14 protein-coding genes and 1 pseudogene are annotated in these 19162 nt (G+C 56.3%); 8 read left to right on the top strand and 7 right to left on the bottom strand.

Annotated elements, in window-relative coordinates:
• Positions 1-733: 733 nt before the first annotated feature.
• Positions 734-1426 (bottom strand): response regulator transcription factor, encoded by a 693-nt coding sequence (locus tag L1069_RS21875; protein ID WP_237457042.1) that lies wholly within the window; start codon positions 1424-1426, stop codon positions 734-736.
• Between the two features lie 99 nt (positions 1427-1525).
• Between L1069_RS21875 and L1069_RS21870 the strand changes: the two genes are divergently transcribed.
• Positions 1526-3016 (top strand): HAMP domain-containing sensor histidine kinase, encoded by a 1491-nt coding sequence (locus L1069_RS21870; protein ID WP_237457041.1) that lies wholly within the window; start codon positions 1526-1528, stop codon positions 3014-3016.
• A 174-nt stretch (positions 3017-3190) separates the two neighbouring features.
• Positions 3191-6868 (top strand): discoidin domain-containing protein, encoded by a 3678-nt coding sequence (locus L1069_RS21865; RefSeq protein WP_237457040.1) that lies wholly within the window; start codon positions 3191-3193, stop codon positions 6866-6868.
• Between the two features lie 1256 nt (positions 6869-8124).
• Here the strand turns inward: L1069_RS21865 and L1069_RS21860 are convergent.
• Genes L1069_RS21860 through L1069_RS21835 form a run of 6 tightly spaced genes read right to left on the bottom strand, consistent with a single transcriptional unit; the run spans position 8125 to position 12159 of the window.
• The gene (locus tag L1069_RS21860) at positions 8125-8652 is read right to left on the bottom strand and encodes a hypothetical protein (protein ID WP_237457039.1); all 528 of its coding nucleotides are present in this window, start codon (positions 8650-8652) and stop codon (positions 8125-8127) included.
• A complete protein-coding gene (locus tag L1069_RS21855; RefSeq protein WP_237457038.1) occupies positions 8645-9706 on the bottom strand; it encodes a ferredoxin--NADP reductase in 1062 nt (353 codons plus the stop codon). Before L1069_RS21855 ends, L1069_RS21860 begins: the two co-directional genes overlap by 8 nt.
• The gene (locus L1069_RS21850) at positions 9703-10857 is read right to left on the bottom strand and encodes an aromatic ring-hydroxylating dioxygenase subunit alpha (protein ID WP_237457037.1); all 1155 of its coding nucleotides are present in this window, start codon (positions 10855-10857) and stop codon (positions 9703-9705) included. Before L1069_RS21850 ends, L1069_RS21855 begins: the two co-directional genes overlap by 4 nt.
• A gap of 12 nt (positions 10858-10869) precedes the next feature.
• On the bottom strand, positions 10870-11121 hold the full coding sequence (locus L1069_RS21845) for a hypothetical protein (RefSeq protein WP_237457036.1): 252 nt from the start codon (positions 11119-11121) through the stop codon (positions 10870-10872).
• Entirely contained in the window at positions 11118-11711 is a 594-nt protein-coding gene (locus tag L1069_RS21840; protein ID WP_237457035.1) for a TetR/AcrR family transcriptional regulator, read from the bottom strand. The genes L1069_RS21845 and L1069_RS21840 overlap by 4 nt, the downstream gene beginning before the upstream one ends.
• A 1-nt stretch (position 11712) precedes the next feature.
• The gene (locus L1069_RS21835; RefSeq protein WP_237457034.1) at positions 11713-12159 is read right to left on the bottom strand and encodes a DUF2141 domain-containing protein; all 447 of its coding nucleotides are present in this window, start codon (positions 12157-12159) and stop codon (positions 11713-11715) included.
• Between the two features lie 1309 nt (positions 12160-13468).
• On the opposite strand from L1069_RS21835, the pseudogene L1069_RS21830 reads away from it, so the two are divergent.
• From L1069_RS21830 to L1069_RS21805, 6 genes and pseudogenes are all read left to right on the top strand, one after another.
• Positions 13469-13684 (top strand): annotated as a pseudogene (locus tag L1069_RS21830) (integrase); the annotation flags it as partial.
• Positions 13683-14129, top strand: a complete 447-nt coding sequence (locus tag L1069_RS21825; protein ID WP_237457033.1) for an AMP-binding protein — start codon at positions 13683-13685, stop codon at positions 14127-14129. The pseudogene L1069_RS21830 and the gene L1069_RS21825, both read left to right, overlap by 2 nt.
• 20 nt (positions 14130-14149) lie before the next feature.
• A complete protein-coding gene (locus L1069_RS21820) occupies positions 14150-14836 on the top strand; it encodes a dimethylsulfonioproprionate lyase family protein (RefSeq protein WP_237457032.1) in 687 nt (228 codons plus the stop codon).
• Positions 14837-14847: 11 nt separating this feature from the next.
• A complete protein-coding gene (locus L1069_RS21815) occupies positions 14848-15744 on the top strand; it encodes an enoyl-CoA hydratase/isomerase family protein (protein ID WP_237457031.1) in 897 nt (298 codons plus the stop codon).
• 14 nt (positions 15745-15758) lie between these two features.
• Positions 15759-16973 carry a 3-hydroxyacyl-CoA dehydrogenase gene (locus L1069_RS21810; protein ID WP_237457030.1) on the top strand — a complete coding sequence of 405 codons (1215 nt, stop codon included), beginning with the start codon at positions 15759-15761 and terminating at the stop codon, positions 16971-16973.
• A complete protein-coding gene (locus L1069_RS21805; protein ID WP_237457029.1) occupies positions 16970-18154 on the top strand; it encodes an acetyl-CoA C-acyltransferase in 1185 nt (394 codons plus the stop codon). Before L1069_RS21810 ends, L1069_RS21805 begins: the two co-directional genes overlap by 4 nt.
• Positions 18155-19162 lie beyond the last annotated feature (1008 nt).

Below are 19162 nucleotides of genomic sequence, written 5' to 3'. Positions count from 1 at the left end.
TCACGACCCCTCCGACTAGCTAAACGGAGAACCCCTTGGGTTCTTATCATCGGAGGGGAACCTTTGAGAAAAGTTTATGGGAAAGGACCTAGTAGTCAACGGAAGACACCGAAACTGTGCACAATCCCCTGTACTCCCATGGTGTTTCGCCCCCCAAACCGCCGACGGCATGAGCCCTATGCGGACCTTGATTGTTTCCCGGTCTTTTACGCGCGCGGCACGTCACGAACGGTACTAAGCGGCCGTTGAAAAGTCCGCCTGGCAAAGACGGCTGAGCGGACTCTCCCGACATTCGTTTTCACGCCTTTGCTCACGCAGCATATGCTCGCAGGCGCAACGAACCCAATAACACGGCGTGTTGCGTGTCGTCATTGCAGTCATTCGAGCGTGCCGATTTCGCCCCAACCGAGACCGCGCTGACGCTGACGCTGAAACTTGTTCAGACAAGCCAAACACGGACAAACTACAACACGATTGCCTGCCGTGTCGGCAGATCGAATTTTGATCACGGTTCATGTTTGTTGCCTAATTGCTCAAAATTACCTTCGGCTTTCTATTGTCGTTCAGTAAGGACACTGCGTGCTGATGTCTGGCTTCAACGCAGCGTTACGCCAGTAGTCATCTAAAAGCTGTGAAAAACGAGGCGATTCAATCTTGATCGTTGCAAGGCCGTGTGACCCACGCCATAGCGGGGCGTCCGTATTGCCGCTGGATGACACATGTCCCGACGTACTCAAAGCCTGAATGCATATCCCTTGCCCCATTCTGTCAAGATGTGCGTCGGATGAGTTGGATCGGGTTCGAGCTTGCGCCGCAGGCGTTTTATCAATGCGTCCACTGCGCGATCGTCTTTTCCCGAGTGTTGACGCCTACTTGCAACGGCAAGGAGGTCTTCGCGGGAGAACACGATGCCTGGGCTTCGAGACAAAAACCACAAGACCGACGCCTCGCTTTGCGTGAGAGGGACCGCAACCCCGTCGGTTCGCGACAGCCGTCGGAGTTGGGGGTCAAAGGCCCATTCGCCAATTTGCACGTCTCTGCTGGCAACGCGGTTTGTCTGCTTGCCCTTTCGGCGCATGACTGCGCGGATCCGCGCCAACAACTCCGACGTGGAAAACGGTTTGATAAGGTAGTCATCGGCGCCAAGGTCGAGCAGGGCGATGATCGTTTCTTCATCGCTGAGCGAACTCATCATGATTACGCCTGCGTCGGAGCGTTCGCTGATCTCGCTACAAAAGACTCGCCCCGACAAGCCTGGCATCACGATATCGACAAGGCACAGGTCCGTTGGCGCATCGCTCCACGCCCGGCGCGCTTCGGGCACGTTGGTGGTGTGCCGGGTGCTGTAGCCCGCAGTTGTCAATGCCTTGTCAAGTTCAGAAACGATTTCGACGTCGTCATCGACGATCAGAATACTGGCGCTCATCCGGGTGGGTCCTCGAGTCTCGCTACCTGTGTTTCTGCAAAACACCTAAGCATGTGTTACCCCCAAAAAAACTCAATGATAAGATAAGGAGGCAAAACAATGTGGCGGCCTTTGCGCCTGACCTTAGGTCAGCAACTGATGCTATCGACCATCGCTTTGGTCCTGAGTGGGCAGATCGTTAACGTGGCTGTCTCGCGCATAGCAGACGTCCAGCGCTCCAAGGCGGTATTTGAGGGGCGTACGTTAAACAATGCCGCACGGGTTTTCGCCACGGTGATCGAACTTCCGACAGAGCAGCGCGCAATTTTTGCTGGCGCATTGGGAAACATGGGAACGGTTATGGAGTACGGGAAGTTGCGGCCGCTTTTTGATAGCGTTGTCCGTCGCCCCGGTGCGGAGGCCGAGGCGCTGACCTGGCTGCAAGAGGCTGGGCTACCCGCTCAGGCGGTCATCATGACCAAACGCGCTTATCCCTCACCTCCGCCGCCGCATGGACCGGCTAGAGAACAATCGCCGCTTTTGCGGCTGGGCGAACCGCCGCGAACACTCGCCGCAATGGACCCCGGAAAACCCCGCGGCATGCCCGGTTGGGTCCGCCGAGAGCGTCCGGCACCACCCGACACTCTGTTCAACCTATTCCACATCAATCCCCCGGCCGAAGTCGTGCGGGTGTCGGTGCAGCATGTGGAAACCGGAAACTGGCTGTCGGTCTACACGCTCAGCCGCCTGTCGCCGGTGAATGCCTACTACACCAAGCTGATGATCTCGACCGTCGTGTCGTTGTGCCTGGCTGCGATCTTTCTTGGGATCGGGCGCAGGGTTATGCGGCCGCTTCGCAGGCTTTCCCGCGAGGCAGAGCGGTTGGGGCGTGGTGAGGCAGCGTTAATCCTTGCGGTCGAGGGGCCGCGCGACACGCGTGAAATCATCGGTTCGTTCAATCGTATGAACGAACGCGTCACTCAGTCGGTGGATTACCAGATCGGATTGCTGCGAAGTTTGGCGCATGATCTGCGCGGGCCGTTGGCCGGCGTCAAACGTCTGGTAGCCTCTGTCGGACCTGACGCCACGCGCGACCAGATTGAAACCCACTTGGACCGCGTCGAGGGGGTTGTGGACTCGATTATGGCGTTTTCGCGGGCTGTAATGCGCGACGGAGACTTTCAGAAGGTGAATCTGGGCCAACTACTCGAGGTCGTGATTGAGGATCGAGTCGACCAAGGGTATGATGCCACGATGGCGGATTACAGCGATGTGCTGGTCACTTGTAGGGTTAACGCAATTCAGCGTTGCCTCGGCAATCTGGTCGAGAATGCCTGTAAATACGGTGGTGAAGCCTACGCCCATGTCTATCAGGATGGCACAGATGCCGTCGTCACTATTGATGACTCTGGTCCAGGCATACCGGAAGATCAGTTGGACCGTGTATTTGAACCGTTCCAGCGTTTGGAAGAGGATGCCACGGGCAGTGGGCTTGGATTGGCCATCGTCAAGACCATCGTCACCGATCAAGGCGGCACAATCCGTCTGTTCAATCGCCCAGAAGGCGGATTGCGCGCAGAATTGCGTCTACCTCTGGAGCGTGAGGAATAGATCAAATTCAAATTGTTACAGCCATTTGTCACAGGTTGTCACGAGATCGACGCCAAAACTCGGAGTAGAACGATCACAGAAGGCGATTAATCCCGCTCGGAAGATCCAACTATTTCACCCTGCCCAACTGGCGCAGGCCCAAAGGGGTGTGCCCCGTCGATAGGAGTTCCCTCAATGCCCGACTGGAAGAAGATCAATCAAACGAACGAAGAGTTTTCCGGCTACGCGATTTACAATGAGATCACCAAGGAAAACATCAACGATTTCGATATTTTCGGCGACACCGGCAACGATCATCTGGTGCTAATGTATCTGCACCAAGACGACATGGGGAATGTCGCAGACAACCCCAATATCTTCTACTATGGCGGCACTGGTGTTGATACGTTGGAATTCGGCGGCAGCGACCTCAAGCGCGTCATCATGAATGTCGATGACGAATACGATTTCCACATCGAAGGCGGTTTTGGCAAGCATGTTAGCGGCGATCACAAGCTCGATAGCCTTGATGTCAAAACCCGCGATGTCGAAAGTTTTATCCTGACTGACGAGAATGACGAGGTTTATGGCAACGGGGCCCGGTTCGGCATCACAGTTGATGCGGGCAAGGGAGCGGATTCGCTCTTTGGAACCGACTATGATGATACTTTCATCGGCGGGAACGGCGACGACTACATCAAGGGCCAGGTCGGAAATGACCTGCTCTATGGAGACAGTGGACAAGACACTTTGGCCGGTGGCGACGGCGACGACACTATGTATGGCGGGTCTGATAACGATACGATGACCGGCGGCGCGGACAATGACGTCATGGATGGCGGTGAAGGCCAAGACACCCTCAATGCAGGCGATGGCAATGACTCGCTGGTTGGCGGCGCCGATAGCGACACCCTTTACGGCGCGGGCGGCAACGACACCATCGTCGCGGGCGACGTCGGAGAGGACGTCGCCGAAATCGTCCATGGCGGCAGCGGCAGCGACGTGATCATTGCCAATGTCGATATCGCGCAAACCAGCAATATCCAGGTCTGGGGCGATGGCAGCAACTCGTCGAACGGAAACGCGGCAGGTTCTTACAACGAAGCCGATACCTTCATCATAGGTGCCACCTCGCGCAGCACATCCGTGACCTATGTGGACCTCCCAGAGACCCAGACCCCCGACACGTCCTATGACGATATGGCCGAACTGGTCACCTCGGTTGCCTCCAGCCTGGCAAAGAAGGCACCCGGCGGCGTGTTGGCCTCCGCAGCGGTTGAAATTGGCTTCACCTTCGGGTCAGCGGCACTGAAGGACCTGATCGTAGACGGGATGGACGCCAATGTCGGGCTTGCGATCGAGCAAATGGTCACCAGCCCCTCTCAAGTCTTCATCAACGATCTGGACCTCTGGGGCGATACCGTCGTGTTGGCCCAGGACAGCTCTGGCGCCGACATTACCGGCGAGGCCTCCTTCAGTCTGCTGTCGGGTGCGACGACTTCTTTCAGCACAGAGGACTATAAGTACCTAACGATGTCGCTCGACTTCCTCACGACATCTGTATTGGAGGGTGAGACGGGCTTCGACGCGTCCATCTTTTATGATGCCACGATTAAGCAAGAGCTGTTGGATAACCTGCTGGCCAACTCGCTGTATGTTAAGAGTGTTGACAAAGGTAGCGGCTTCTTCACCACCACGGCGACCACACTCTCCGGCATCGACCTAGTGCTCGACGATCCCGACAGCGGCGATACGACCCAGCAGGACGCGCTGGATACGATGCTGTCGACATCCGGGGCCGATGGTGTCTGGATCATGGGCGACTACGGTGCTTCGATTCTCTTTGGCAATGATAAAGCGCTGGCGGGAACAAATTCCGACAACGTCATGTATTCGAGCAGCTACGACAGCCAGACCTACGGCAATTGGTTCGACACTGCAGCAGGTGTCGAGATGTTCGGGGGCGCGGGCGATGACGTGCTTTTCGGCAACGATCAGGGGGGCAACAAGCTGTACGGTGGGTCTGGCGACGATGTGCTGCACGCGGTGGGCCATTCCGGTACCAACCCCGATGACCTCTATGGCGGCACCGGCACCGATATCGCGTCTTTCGAAAGCATCTATTCCATCGACAGCAATGGCTTCGCCAATATGGTCGCGGGCTTCGGTAGCCAGGTGAACAACAACTATTCGGGTGGAATCTACGCCAATCTGGGCGATGCCGCTATCACGGCCTGGGTCCTGGAAGCATCCGATTGGAGCCTTTGGAACGCGGAATACGCCACCAGCGGCACCTTTCTGACGCCGAACTCCGACGAGCACAACCCTGACGCCAACGCAGGCACGCGCGTGGCGAACCTGCACGGGATGGAGGGACTGAAAGGCACCGACAACAACGACGTGCTGGGCGGTGACAGCGGCGACAATATTCTTGTGGGTCACGGCGGCGACGACATCCTGGTCGGCGCGGATGGCAACGACGTCCTTGTCGGCAGCGAAGGCAACGACATCCTGACCGGAGGCGCAGGCGCGGACACGTTTATGATGGACGGCGTGTTCGGCAACGACACGATCACGGATTTCGAGATCGCAGACACTCTGATCTTCAAAAACGTGGTCGACCCGAGCGCCTTTACAACGGGGGTGTCGGGCAATGACGCGACCCTGACGCTTGGTTCGGCGGGTACAGTCGCGCTTTCAGGGTTCGCAGACCGGTCGCTCACGCAAACCTCTGTTGCCAATAGCGACAACACCTATGACGTGACCTTTGGCTTTCTCTCGGCCGCGGCATCGCGGGTTTATGATCCCACACCCCTGAGTGATTTGGAGGCACTACAATATCTGGCCTCTTACGATGATCTCATCGACGCGTTTGGCTATGACCTTGACGCCGCCAAGGCGCATTATGAGGTGAACGGCCGGGCCGAGCAGCGCCAGATTACATTTGATGCCGAGCAATATCTGGAAAACTATACCGACCTCGCGGCAGCCTTTGGGGCCAACACCACGATCGCCACTGATCATTACGTGAGCACCGGGTACTATGAGGGGCGCAGCTATGCCGCGAACCTCACTGATACCCTGCCAGGCGTGACCGCGGTCGCATCCAGCACCGCCGATAGCTCAAGCGCAGCCGACAAAATCCTCGACAATGATATCGATACCTTCAACCACACCGCGTTGTCCGACAGTGCAAGTTGGCTGTCGGTCGATTTAGGCGGCGAGGCTTTGATCGAAGCCGTCACAATCTGGAACCGCAATGACGGGGACACTGCTCACCAGGCGATCGTCAACGGGCGCCTCGACGGAGCGACGGTTGAACTCTACAATGACGGCACCTGGGTTGCGGAGCATACCCTGACTTCTGCCGTCAATCAGTCGTTCGATTTCGGAGCGGTATTTGCGGACGAATTGCGCATCTACAGTAACGATGGCGACCACCTGCACGTGGCAGAAGTCGATATTTTCGGGCACGAGAACCTCACCGACAGGCTGGACCAGATGCAAGCGGTCAGCATGTCCAGCCTGTATGGAAATTACGGCGCGCACTTGGTTCTCGATGGCGATGTCACCACTTTTAACCACACTCAGCGAAGTGACAGCGAATGGCTGTCTATCGACCTGGGTGCAGATGCGCTTATCGAGACAATCATGCTGGAAAACCGACAGGACAATTGGACCAGCCGGCGCCTGGAAGGGGCGAATGTCGAGATCCTCGATGACGATGTTGTTGTATGGAGCTCTGCCGATCTGACGCAGGACCACTCGCAGCAGATTCACGTTGGCGGCATCATCGGTGACCAGATGCGCGTATCGCTGGAAAATGAAATCCTGCATATCGCCGAAGTCGATATCTACGGCGGGTTTTTGTAGGTCGACAGCGAGGGGTCGGCTTAGGTTTTGAAACTTGGTTGCCCCCGCCAATAACATCTGATGCGGCCGGAAACGGTTCAGTCCAGACGTCCTGTTTGAGCAAGACAAAATGTGCAAGGACGAGAAGATGAAATCGCACTTGATGTTCGAAAAAACCGAGCCTGATGCGGCGAAATGGTTGCGTATCGGAGGAACACACTGAACAACGTCTCGCGCCGCCTCAAGACACTTGATGGTTTCGCGCCTTGCGAAAACATCGCAAAAACTTGGATGTCATAGCCAGAAGGATTCATCCTCAGACTGATGGAACCGATACCGAGACTGAACACGTCGGCTGAGGGAACGCAGAACGCCGGATTTGGCAGCCATATCTCATTTTCACCCCGCGCTCAGACGTAAAGACCAACACGGCGGTACCCGACTCGACGTAGTGGTCGATCATTGGCTTCAGGACATCCCAAAGAAGACCGACCTCATCCGCGTCAATGAAGGTCAGTGTCGGGCGAGACCTAAGTATACAGGACAGTAGAAGACGCGCTTGTTCAGTGTATTTCAGATTGTTTCAACCCTCGCTGTTCAAGCCGCCAATGCGCTCCAACAAGTCTGCGAGGCCAGCGCGATGCAGGAATGCAGGGATTTCCCAATCGTCCGGCTTGCAGTCAATTCTCAAAGTGATCTCGCGACGCAGTGAACCGCAAAGCAAAACAGATATTCCGCCAAGATACAGAACTAAACCGGCTTTCAGTCAGCACGGCGCAGCGCCGCACAATTCGACTTGCTCTGCTGCCGGCCGTCAATCGAAACCTGCCAACGTATGAGGCAACGCAGCTGACGATATCAAAATAAGCAGTTCAATCATTCGGTTGAATTAAACTTGCTGCGACTAGGATCAATGGCCGGTTTTCACGCCGCGATGCCGCGTTTGCGATTATACGCGCGCCGTAAAATTAGCGCTGCTTTCGCGCGCAGCGGCAAATTCCAAAGTACTGGTTGGGCTCTTCACCCTATTTCGCCGCTTCCGGCCCCGAGGTCGGCTCATTAAACACGAACGACCGCCCCGCGAAAGAGACCACTGAAGTTCAAGGGTTTAGCCCTTTTCGCTGATGGCCGGTTCCGTCCTGTCCCTATCGCGGTGCTTGCTGCGTTGGCATTCGGGCGGCACTGAGCCCACTTCGACCGATGCTGCGCCAAGCCTGAATGTCAGCTTTGGCGATACAAGCTGCTTTGATGGTGAAATCTAGAGAGGCTGGCGTCTCTTAGCCGCGCCAACAGTTCTCAGGCAAATGATCACCTGCGATGCTAAAATCATCGCAGGTCATGAAGGCAAAGTTATTTTTCCCGACCACAAAGCTCACGACATTCACGATGACCACTATGGTGACCAGGCATCGAAAGAGCTGCTTGCTGTGAAGCTCAGCGGCCTCGGGCACGGCGACAGATAGCAGCATGTATGCGGTGTACGGAATTGCCGGAAGCAAAAGAAGAGAGAAGTATGGCAGAGCCTCCGGATTGGAGGACCAGATTGCGGAGGTCATGGCGACAGTGGGCAAACTGAGAAGCAGTGTACCCCACCAAGTCAGATATCGCGTTCCGTCCGCAGTTCTGCCAACAACGAAGCTCGCACCGAGTGCGGCAAGGGATACAAACCAGATCGACAAGAAGTCAGAGTAAAACACCTCGCCATGGGCGCCGAGCGTGAAGCTGATGCGCCACGTGACAAGAGTTAGGCCTATACTGGCAAGAAAGAACGTTCCGGCTTCTTCACTGGAGAAAGTCTTAGTCATAACTGACCGATAGTTTCTTGGTCGTTGGCAAAGACTGGCAGGTTAGCAGCGCTCCGTTTGCAATGTCTTTGTCTTCCAGCGCCATGCGAGCGCGCATGTGAACATCACCAGAGACCAACTTGGCACGGCATGCTCCGCACACCCCTGATTGGCACGAGAACGGCGGTATGAATCCTGCGGCTTTGACCGCTTCCAATATGGTCTGACCTTGGGAAATATTCACGGTATGTTGGGCACCGCCGAGTGTCATCTCCATTGACGATGCGACCCCTTCGACGCTCGTATCGAGTTCGGCAGCCCCACTATAGCTTTCCATGTGGATACGGCTTGCTGGCACGTCGAGCGACATCAACGCCGTTTTCACGGCCTTATTCATGCCGCCTGGTCCACAAACATAGTATTGGGCATCCTGGGCGTAGGGCGGGTTCTCTGCGATCAGAGCTTCGATGGCATCTTTGTCAACGATACCCTTGCGCCAGTAGTCAGCGCTAGACCACCAACCAGGCTTTGAGAAGACATGGTGAATAGACATCCTTTCTGGATGGGCAGTCCAAACGCCGTTCAACTCCTCCTCAAGCAGGATGCCCTTTTCATTGTTGTTGCCATAGGCCAAGTGTGCAAACGAATTAGGTTCCGCTGCCATGACGGAGCTAAGCATCGCGTAGAGAGGCGTGATGCCCGAACCTGCACCAAAGAAATAGTGCGTGCGGCGTGCGCTCTGCTTGGGATCGAGGCAAAACCCACCAAAAGGGGGCATCACATCAATCACATCGCCCTTTTGCACATTATCGTTGATGTGATTGCTGACCATGCCTCCTTTGACCCGTTTCACGGTGATCCTTAGAGGATCACCGGTGAAGGGAGACGACGAGATTGAGTAACTACGGCGTTGTTCTTCGCCCGCAACGATGAATCTGAATGACAGATGTTGGCCGGGTCGCCACGAAAAGGTTTCCCGCAAGTTGTCGGGCGCGTCGAACATGACCGTTTTGGCCAAGCCACCGATTTCTTCGCGAGTGTCGAGCACGGTCAGCGGGTAAAAGTCGCGCGTCATGCCTTCTCTCCCAGCCATTCAAGGACCACTTTCTGATGGTCAATCACAGGGCTTTCACCGACCGCTGCGGGGCCGGTTTCGAAGTAGGGGGAATGCAGTGACTTTTGCTGCTGTTCGCAGGCATAGATGTCTTCGCTGGTGAAGTCGCCTGCAACCATGGGATCGTCTTTACTCATGGCGTCATGGGCTTCGTACTTACCGCTGAGGCCGAACTTGGTCCAAAACACCGACGACTTCATGGACTGTTTGGTGAACTCCCAGCCTGAGCTGTTGGAGACACGGCCGCGATTGTGAACCCGGGTTAGTTCTGGTCCAAGCGGTTCGATGATGAAGACGTTCCAGCCATCTTCGCTCGCACCAATCCCGATGCCGGGAAACAGCATCGGCACCCAAGCGCCATTCATGTCTTTTGGGATCACACGCGGAGCGATCAGCTTGCTATCCTGATCTTTTAGAAACGCTTCGACTGGTGGTTCCCAGAACATGTAGTGCGGGCCTTCCCAATGGTATTTGGCCGCCTTGTGGTCATACATCTGCAGCGTGTTCGAATGCAGATGACTCAGGTGATAGACATCAATGTAATTCTCAACGACAACCTTCCAGTTGGCCTTGATCTCATAGCTCGTGTTTAGCTCTTCGTATTCGACAAGCTCCTCAGGAACATGTGGTCCGATATGCGGCTCATTGGGTCCGAACCATTCAGCAATTGACGGCGCATCTGGATCGGGATGCACGAAGATCATCGACTTCCAGATATCCACTTTGGCAGGCTTTAGGCCGAGGCAAGATTTGTCCACCTGTCCGAACTCCTCTTCTTCCTCCGGAACAGAGACCAGGTTGCCTTCCAGATCGTATGTCCAGTCATGGTATGGGCAGGTTAGAGCCTTTTGCGTCTTACCAACTGCACGGATCAGTTGTGTGCCGCGATGACGGCATATGTTGTGGAATGCGCGCAGACGGCGATCCCGGCCCATCACCACGAAGATGTTGTTCAAACCGGCTTGAACGGTGATGTACTGGCCCGGTTCGCTCACATCTTCCATGAAACCGGCATAGCGCCAGGTCTTTGAGAAGATGTCGCGCATCTCGCGGTCATACCAGGCTTGCGAGGTATAGGCTTCGACGGGCAAAAGATGCAGCATGGGTCTCATGTCTGGACCTCCTCAGGTAATTTGCGGCAAGAAGTCGAGAATGACCAACAACAGGCCTAAGACCACCCAAGCAATCTGGATCAGCCAAAACAGGATCGGGTCTTCATCGCGGGTCACATCGGACAGCAGAAACGCATGGCCCGAGTAGAAGTTTGGGATCGTCCAATAGAGAAACATGAGCCCCCAGAGCGCTTGAAAGCCGAGGGCCGTTGAGATCATCAGGATCACGAAGGTTGCGTAGTTCAGCAGTCGAGAGCGGGTCATTTCGCGTCTTTCAAAGTGTTGAGAAGCATCTGAGCCGTGGCTTTTGCGCGCGCTTGCCACACCACAGACATGCTCAATGAAGCTAGTGATGTTGCGTTGAAATAGACGGCTACGATGCCATGTGCTGTTGCCTGCAACTGGTCATTGTCAGCGCCAGGGAAATCAGATCGTAGAATGGTGGAAACCGCGTCTTCGAAATCGAGAACAACACTTCGACATTCAGCTTGGAGATCAGCGTCCTCGGCGGCCCGTGCCGTCAGCGCCGCAAAAACCAAAACGTATTCAGGTGACGACGTACCGGCCTCCGAAAACAGGATATCAACAAGCCATTTGGACCCATGGATCGGGGGCGCTGCGGCAATCATGGATTCAGTCTGCTCAGTAAAACCGCGAAAAACATAGTCCTGCAACGCGGCGATCATGTCTTCACGGTTGCCAAGATGGTGGCGCACCAACGGGCGCTTCAATCCCGCTTCCTCAGCAATCTGTGCAAGCGACGCGCCTTCTACACCATAGCGAGCCACGCAGTGAATGAGAGCTTGCATGACCTGCTCATAGCGATCATCGCGGTTTGACGGACGACCAACCATCTTAGTTCCAGTACAGTAGCGACAGCGTTCTGGACGCATTCGGTCCCGCGACGGTTAAGGCATCACCAAACTTTGGTGGAAGACCACTTCGGCCCATAGAAGCAAAGATGTAACCTTCGGTTGGAACCTCTCCTTTGCGGTCGAGATCGCCGTCACCATCCTCGTCATGCAAGGCCGCAATTGCGTATGAACCGGTAGGAAGATCATGGAATGTCACTGACACACGACCCTCATTTGCTGGAACGATGGCCAAAGCCGCAGCGTTCATGACGTTCATCGCTTCAAACGCGGCTGCGTCATCGAAGGCCGCAACGACCAGTTCGCCATTCGAGTTGCGAATGCCTTCAACGCTTGCGGTTAGCGCACCAGTTTCAGCCGACACGGCAGATGCGCTCAGAGCGCAAGACAAACCAAGTGCAGAATTGATCATAAACTTTCGTGCGAGCATCGCGTTTCCCTAAATTGTCAAGTGTGACAGCAAATAAGGGTAGCGCCAATAATTGTCAATAGTGACAGTTAACTCTCATCATGCGTTGCAGCCGTCCGTTGAAGCATCGTCAATGTCGGTTTTGTCCCGCAACCTGTAGATTGCCGCTGACAACCTCGCTGCATCCCGAACGAATGGCCGCGCTTCACGCCGCATGGCGGCGCTGAAGATGATGCAATCGCGGCGATTTTGGTGCTGCGAGCGCACGCAGCGAGAAATGGCAATGGCTGCCTTGGGCTCGAACCTGCCGTCCACTGCATGAAGCAGCAACGTCAGCTGCCTGCGCAAAGAGGACACAGGATGGCGCCTTGGCTGCGTTTGCAGCGAAAAACGGCTTGGCTTGGGTCAGAAATGCTTGACAATTGGGGTGGAAATGCTTGGCAGGTGCAGGCAATTTGTCCTTAAAAACAGTCATCATCGGGTCAGTTTTGTCTGACGTTTGACAACCCTTGTGTCGGGCGACACATAGTTTTGCCATTTGCGACAGAACCTTTCCTTTTTCGTGTCTCCAGCATCCCCGCTCGTGCCTCCTGTTCCGCCAGTGGCGAAGCCTTCCTGATTTTCACTTCGGAAGACCTCGTGTCTTCCGGATGGCAGGCGGACCAATCAAACGGAAAATGCCGGGGCAGGGGGGAGCGGGCGCAGCCCGTCGATGCCCTGCCTCGACTCCTGGGATATGCAATCCGCGCGCCCCGCGCGGATTGCCACTGTCTCTTGCTGAGGGCGCAGTTGCCCCGGCAAAACAGCCAAGTCTTGCTCCTGCAAAAGGGATCGTCACCCCCCCCGGGGGCGGAAACTGTGTAGTTCAAACGACTTGTGGCCGCGGTGGAAAGTGGCTCGTAACGAGACGCATTCCGCCGCTCCCGGGCCGCAGGGAGTTTGAGCTACACAGGTTCCGTCCGGATGCCGATGCAGTCGGTATCCGGATAGAGCCCGATCACGAGCTGAAAGCTCGGGATTTGCCCACCCAAGAACGGGCGTTCAAGACGAGTATGGAAAAGGCCCGGATCAGCCCTGGAGCGGACATGCGAATGAGGCACGCGGTGCTGGATGCTGCAGGCGCGAGGCTTGTCAGCCAATTCATCCATTGCGGACGTTCATCCAGGCACGGGCAATACCTTCGAAGCTTCGCTCTCGGCCCGAGAATTCCCCATTTCATCGCTCGGTTGACCTAACCGCAATTCGCCGCGCTGCCGAAATAGCATGTTGGAATTATGCACCAACGTCGGGTTGGTGTCGTGGAAGGGCGTGGCGGATCGGAGAGCCTATCATGCCCATTGCCAATTTACCCGCCATTCGCGCGTGCCGCCCAGCCTGGAACAAGGGGCGCGTTGTCGGTCAGAAGCGGCCGCTCCTGCCAAAACACGTCTGGGCCATTCGCGTCCGTTTGGAGATCGCCCGGAACCACAGGGATCTTGCCCTGTTCAACCTGGCCATCGACAGCAAGCTGCGTGGCTGTGATCTGGTGAAACTGAGGGTCGCGGATGACCCAGGGTTACTTCGGTAATGAGCAAGCCTCTGACGAACTGTGGGCTGGCGGATATCTGCACACCGGGGATCTTGGCTACATCCGTGAGAATGGATCGTTGCAGATCACTGACCGGCTCAAGGATGTGATCAAAACCGGCGGCGAATGGATTTCGTCACTGGCATTGGAAAACATAGCCTCCGCTTGTGCCGGCGTCGAAGACGTGGCCGCGATTGGCCTGCCACATGCCAAGTGGGGCGAAAGGCCGGTGCTGGTTGCTCAGCTTGCAAAGAATGCTGAACCGGATCAGGTGCGCCAAGTCATCCTGGAAGAATTCCCGTCGCGCGCTGACATGGGGGACCTGTCGAAGTGGGCGGTGCCAGACCGAATATTCTTTATCGATCGGCTTCCCAGGACCAGTGTTGGCAAGCTCGACAAGAAACTCTTGCGGCAAGAGATTTAAACAGGCGCGGACGTGAAATCATGACAGATAAGCAGCACCGTATTCAGGCCCTCATCCGAGCCATTGTCGCGTATTTGGAGACCCACCGCAGCGATGCGCCCGGTGTTGATCTGACGCTGGACAAGCTTGCAGCCATGGATCTTTCCTGCAGGCGGCAGCGTGATGTCCCTCCCCAGGGAACCCGTCATGATCAGGTGCTGACTCAAGCCATCGCCGGCATCACCGAGCCCAAACTGCTTGAAATCGCAAAATGCCTGTCTGCGGCTAAGGATGACCTGGTCTGGCGCGAGGACAACGCGCAGTTCTATCCGCCCGGCGCCGACCTGGGAGAGGGGTATATTAAGTGCAACTTGCATTCCTTGCTGATTGGCGCCGACGCCTGCGGGCATCACCACCCGGACTTCAGCCTGGGTATCTTCATGCTGGGTCCGCGGACGTTGTACCGCGACCATAACCACGACGCGCCTGAGCTTTATCTGAACCTGTCCGAGAGATCCGGCTGGCGGTTCAGATCCGGCGAATGGCAGGACTATGCTGCTGGATCGCTTATCTGGAACGCCGCGGGCGAGCCCCATGCCACCCGGGTCTATGATCAGCCGTTCATCTCGGTCTTTGTCTGGCTTGAGAACGTGAGTTCTCGCTGCAATGTCATCCACTTCGACGACTGGGCCGAGATCGAACAAGGTCTTGCCCAAAAGTCCATCTGAGGTTTCCCAAAATGTTCTCTATAGAACGCAGCGGCAGCGTTGCAGTCATCGAGCTGAACGCCCCACCAGTGAACGCACTTGGCCTGAAGATGCGGCAAGCGCTCTCTTCGGCCGTTCATGAGTTGGAAGCTGACGAGCAGGTCAAAGCTATTGTTTTATGTTCGGCACTGCCGCTTTTTTGCGGCGGCGCCGACATCGCCGAGTTCCGCACAGGGGCAGTCTGGGACAAACCGGATCTGCCAGACCTGTGCGTAACGATTGAAACCAGTAGGAAACCTGTTGTCGCGGCTATTGCAGGCCCTTCGATGGGTGGCGCACTGGAGATCGCACTTGCCTGTGACTACCGTGTTGCCGCGCCGGAGGCATTGATGGGCCTGCCCGAAATCAAACTGGGGCTGCTGCCCGGTGCAGGCGGGACCCAACGATTGCCACGGATTGCCGGGCTGGAAGTGGCGACACGGATGATCCTTTCCGGTGACCCTGTGAAAGGCGATTTTGCTCTGCCCAGCGGGCTGGTCGACGCACTTTTCGAGAACGGCCAGGATTTTCGCGCACATGCTATAGAGTTCGCCACCAGGATTGTGCGTGAGGGGGATCCGAAGCGCAGTGGCGTGGATATGACAGTCGCACACCCTGATCCGAAGGGTTTTCTCGCGGGTTTCCGGACCGAGATCGCGCCAAGGTCCAAAAACCTTGTCGCCCCTGAACGATGCCTAAAATCGCTTCAGGCCGCCTGCGAATTGCCTCTGGCCCAGGGGCTTGCACAGGAAAAGGCAGGATTTGCCGAATTGCTCGACACACCTCAATCGCGCGCGGCCGCCATCTGTTCTTTGCAGAGCGTGAATGCACCAAGGTTCCCGGCGTTTCACGCGGGCAGCGGCCACGTGACATTGCATCGGTCGCCGTGATCGGCGCGGGAACAATGGGGCGCGGCATCGCCTTTCTTCAGGCGGGGTATCCGGTCACATTTTTGGAAACTACACAAGGGGCGCTGGAACAGGGGCTGGAACAGGGGCTGGATCAGGTTTCAAAGCACTTCCAGCGTGCAGCTGACAAGGGACGGTTCAGTCCCGATCAGGCAGAGGCTATTGCATCCAACGCCACAGGGACGCTCAGCTATGCAGACCTCGCAGATGCCGACCTGATCATCGAAGCAGCGTTTGAAAGCATGAATGTCAAACGCCAGATTTTCGAAGCGTTGGACCGGCACGCAAAGCCAGGCGCGATACTGGCCTCAAACACATCGACGTTGGATCTTGATGAAATAGCCGCGGTCACGTCCCGTCCGGAGGATGTGATTGGTCTCCATTTCTTCAGCCCGGCCAATGTCATGCGCTTGCTGGAGGTGGTGCGCGGCGCCAAGACCGCACCCGATGTCATTGCGACGGCAATCACAGTCGCAAAGAAGATCCGAAAGCTCCCTGTCACGGTGGGCGTATGCTACGGCTTTGTCGGGAACCGGATGCTGGAGCCATACTTCCGCGAAGGGTCCCGGCTGCTGCTTGAGGGGGCGGCGCCGAAACAGGTAGATGACGTCCTCGAAAGTTTCGGCATGGCCATGGGCATTCATGCGGTGGCAGATCTGGTTGGGATCGATGTGGGCGCCCGCGTGCGTCAGGAGCGGCGAAGTGAAATCCCGCATGATCCGGCATACCAGGCAGTCCAGGACAGGCTTTTTGAATTGGGACGACTGGGTCAGCAGACCGGGCGAGGCAGCTATATCTACGAGGGCCGGACACGGGTTGAAGATCCCGAGGTTGTTCAAATCAGCGAAGAACTGGCTACACGGCATGGTGTAGCGCACCGACAAATCGACGATCAGGAAATCCTTGAGCGGTGTCTGTATCCCTTGATCAACGAGGGCTTTCTGATCCTTGAAGAAGGCATGGCAACGCGCCCTGGGGACTGCGACCTGATCTGGGTCAACGGCTATGGCTTTCCCGACTGGCGCGGCGGCCCAATGCACTATGCCGATGAAGTCGGATTGCCCCGCATTCTGGACCGCATGAACCACTACCGGCAATCGCTGGGCGCCTATGGCGAGATGTGGTTCACACCCGCGCCTTTGCTGGAGGAACTCGCAAACACGGGCGTGACACTTGCAGAGCACTTTGAGGCCAAAAAGGGAACATCATGAGAGAAGCCGTTATCGTCTCTACCGCACGAACCCCTATTGGGGTTGCCTTCAAGGGTGCGCTGAACAACATCAAATCCCCAACCATGATGGGGCACGCCATTCAGCACGCGGTTGAACGTGCAGGAGTGGACCCCGGATTGATCGAAGATGTTGTGATCGGATCGGTCCTGACTGCCGGAACAGGAGGGCTGAATGTCGGCCGCTTATCCGCGCTGGCGGCTGGACTTCCTGTCACTGTGTCAGGTCAGACGATAGACAGGCAATGTTCATCGGGATTAATGGCCATTGCGACGGCCGCAAAACAGATCATCGTGGATCGGCAGAACGTTGCGGTTGCAGGCGGGCAGGAGAATATTTCCGCGGTGCAGAATGCCTATCTGAAGTGGGCAGGTGATGAGAAGGACCCAAGCGTTACCGCCCAGTGCGAACATGCCTATATGCCGATGCTGATGACGGCTGAGAATGTGGCCCGGGTATATGGGATAAGCCGCGACGCTCAGGATGAATACGCAGCACTTTCGCAAAAGCGGACTGCACGGGCACAAGCCGCTGGCGCCTTTGACGACGAGATTGTCCCGATCACCGCCACCAAGCGGGTCAGGAACCGCGAAACCGGGGAGGAGACCCTGGAAGAGGTGACTTTGTCCAAGGATGAAGGCAACCGGCCAGGCACGACAGCCGAAACACTTGGCCAATTGAATCCTGTTTTGGAAAGGGGCGTCATCACAGCCGGCAATGCAAGCCAGCTTTCCGACGGGGCCTCGGCCTGTGTCCTGAAGGAACGGAAAATTGCTGACCAGCATGGCCTTACACCCCTTGGCATCTATCGCGGCATGGCAGTCGCAGGCAATGCACCGGAAGAGATGGGGATCGGCCCAATCCATGCCATACCGAAATTGCTAAAGAATGCAGGTCTCGGTATCGATGACATCGGGCTTTGGGAGTTGAACGAGGCATTCGCTTGCCAGGCGCTCTATTGCCGCGACCATCTTGGCATTGATCCCGAGCTCTACAACGTGAACGGCGGTGCTATATCGATTGGCCACCCCTACGGCATGACAGGCGCGAGACAAGTCGGGCATGCTTTGCTTGAGGGCAAGCGTCGTGGCGAAAAATACGTGGTTACGTCCATGTGTGTCGGCGGAGGCATGGGGGCCGCAGCGTTGTTCGAAGTCACCTGACGCCACTGAAGTAAAATTAAGCTGAGCGTTATCTGACCGAGACATCGACGACCTGTCATCTGCGACGGTCGCCTTCCGCAGAAGACACGTTCCATCTCGGACGCAATGTGCAAATAGCAGTCATTTGAGAACTCGGAGCGAAAGCCTGAAAAGTCCCGCATCCCTTCCGTTCAATGATGGTTGGTGGCTGCACCTGCGGCGAAGGTCTGCTCCTTTCATTGCTCGTGCAGCATGGGATCGCCGCCCGGCTTGCAGACCCCAAGACTTTGCAAACGTCGCTGTCTGCGCTGAGCTGTCGCTCGCGCTTGGCACTCAGCATTGCAAAATATGCTCCTGACCAAGTTTGAACGGCGCTGGCCGGAAAAATCCGCTTCTGCGGATGGCAAGTCTATGAGTCGCAAAAGGAAATACTGGTGCGATCACGAGTTTTCCACTGGCTTAAAATCAGAGGCTTAGCGGATCCTAAATGGCAAAACCTTTCCATTCTTGAGGCTCGAGCATTTCCGCGCATGTCTCCTGTTGTGATCGATCTGACTGTCCTTCCGGATAATCAGGGCTGATTTGCAGGCCAGACGCCGAAGGCGACTGCTCCTGCTGATCTGCCACGTGGCGAACGCGGGTGGGGGCGAGGCAATGCTTTTCGACAGGTAGGTGCGGCCCGCAGCTGAAAGCGAGGACACGGCCTGTCTAAAAGGGTTGCCCGAGGGGGAGGGCAGCGCCCTCACCCTGACGGCCAGGGGCGTTTGGCTTGTCCAAATCCCATTGGCCCTACAAAAATGCCGGTGAGGTCTACAGTTCAGCTACAAGGGCAGGAAGCAGAAGTTCGCAGCGGACGCGAGCATTGAGGGTCGATTTATGGGGAGCTGACATTCTGCGTGTATGATGTGCCGAAAAGCTAGGGTGCCGCCAATTGTATGTGGCAAACACACCTGACTATCTCGATAGGGGTATCGCCCGACTTCAACATCGGTAACAAATTTTGTAGCTCGTTGACTTCCGGAATTGAGA

The sequence above is a fragment of the Leisingera sp. MMG026 genome (assembly GCF_021654205.1).
In the GTDB taxonomy this organism is placed as follows: domain Bacteria; phylum Pseudomonadota; class Alphaproteobacteria; order Rhodobacterales; family Rhodobacteraceae; genus Leisingera.
The sequence above is the reverse complement of the archived record's forward strand: the minus strand, read 5'-3'. Positions and strand labels throughout refer to the sequence as shown.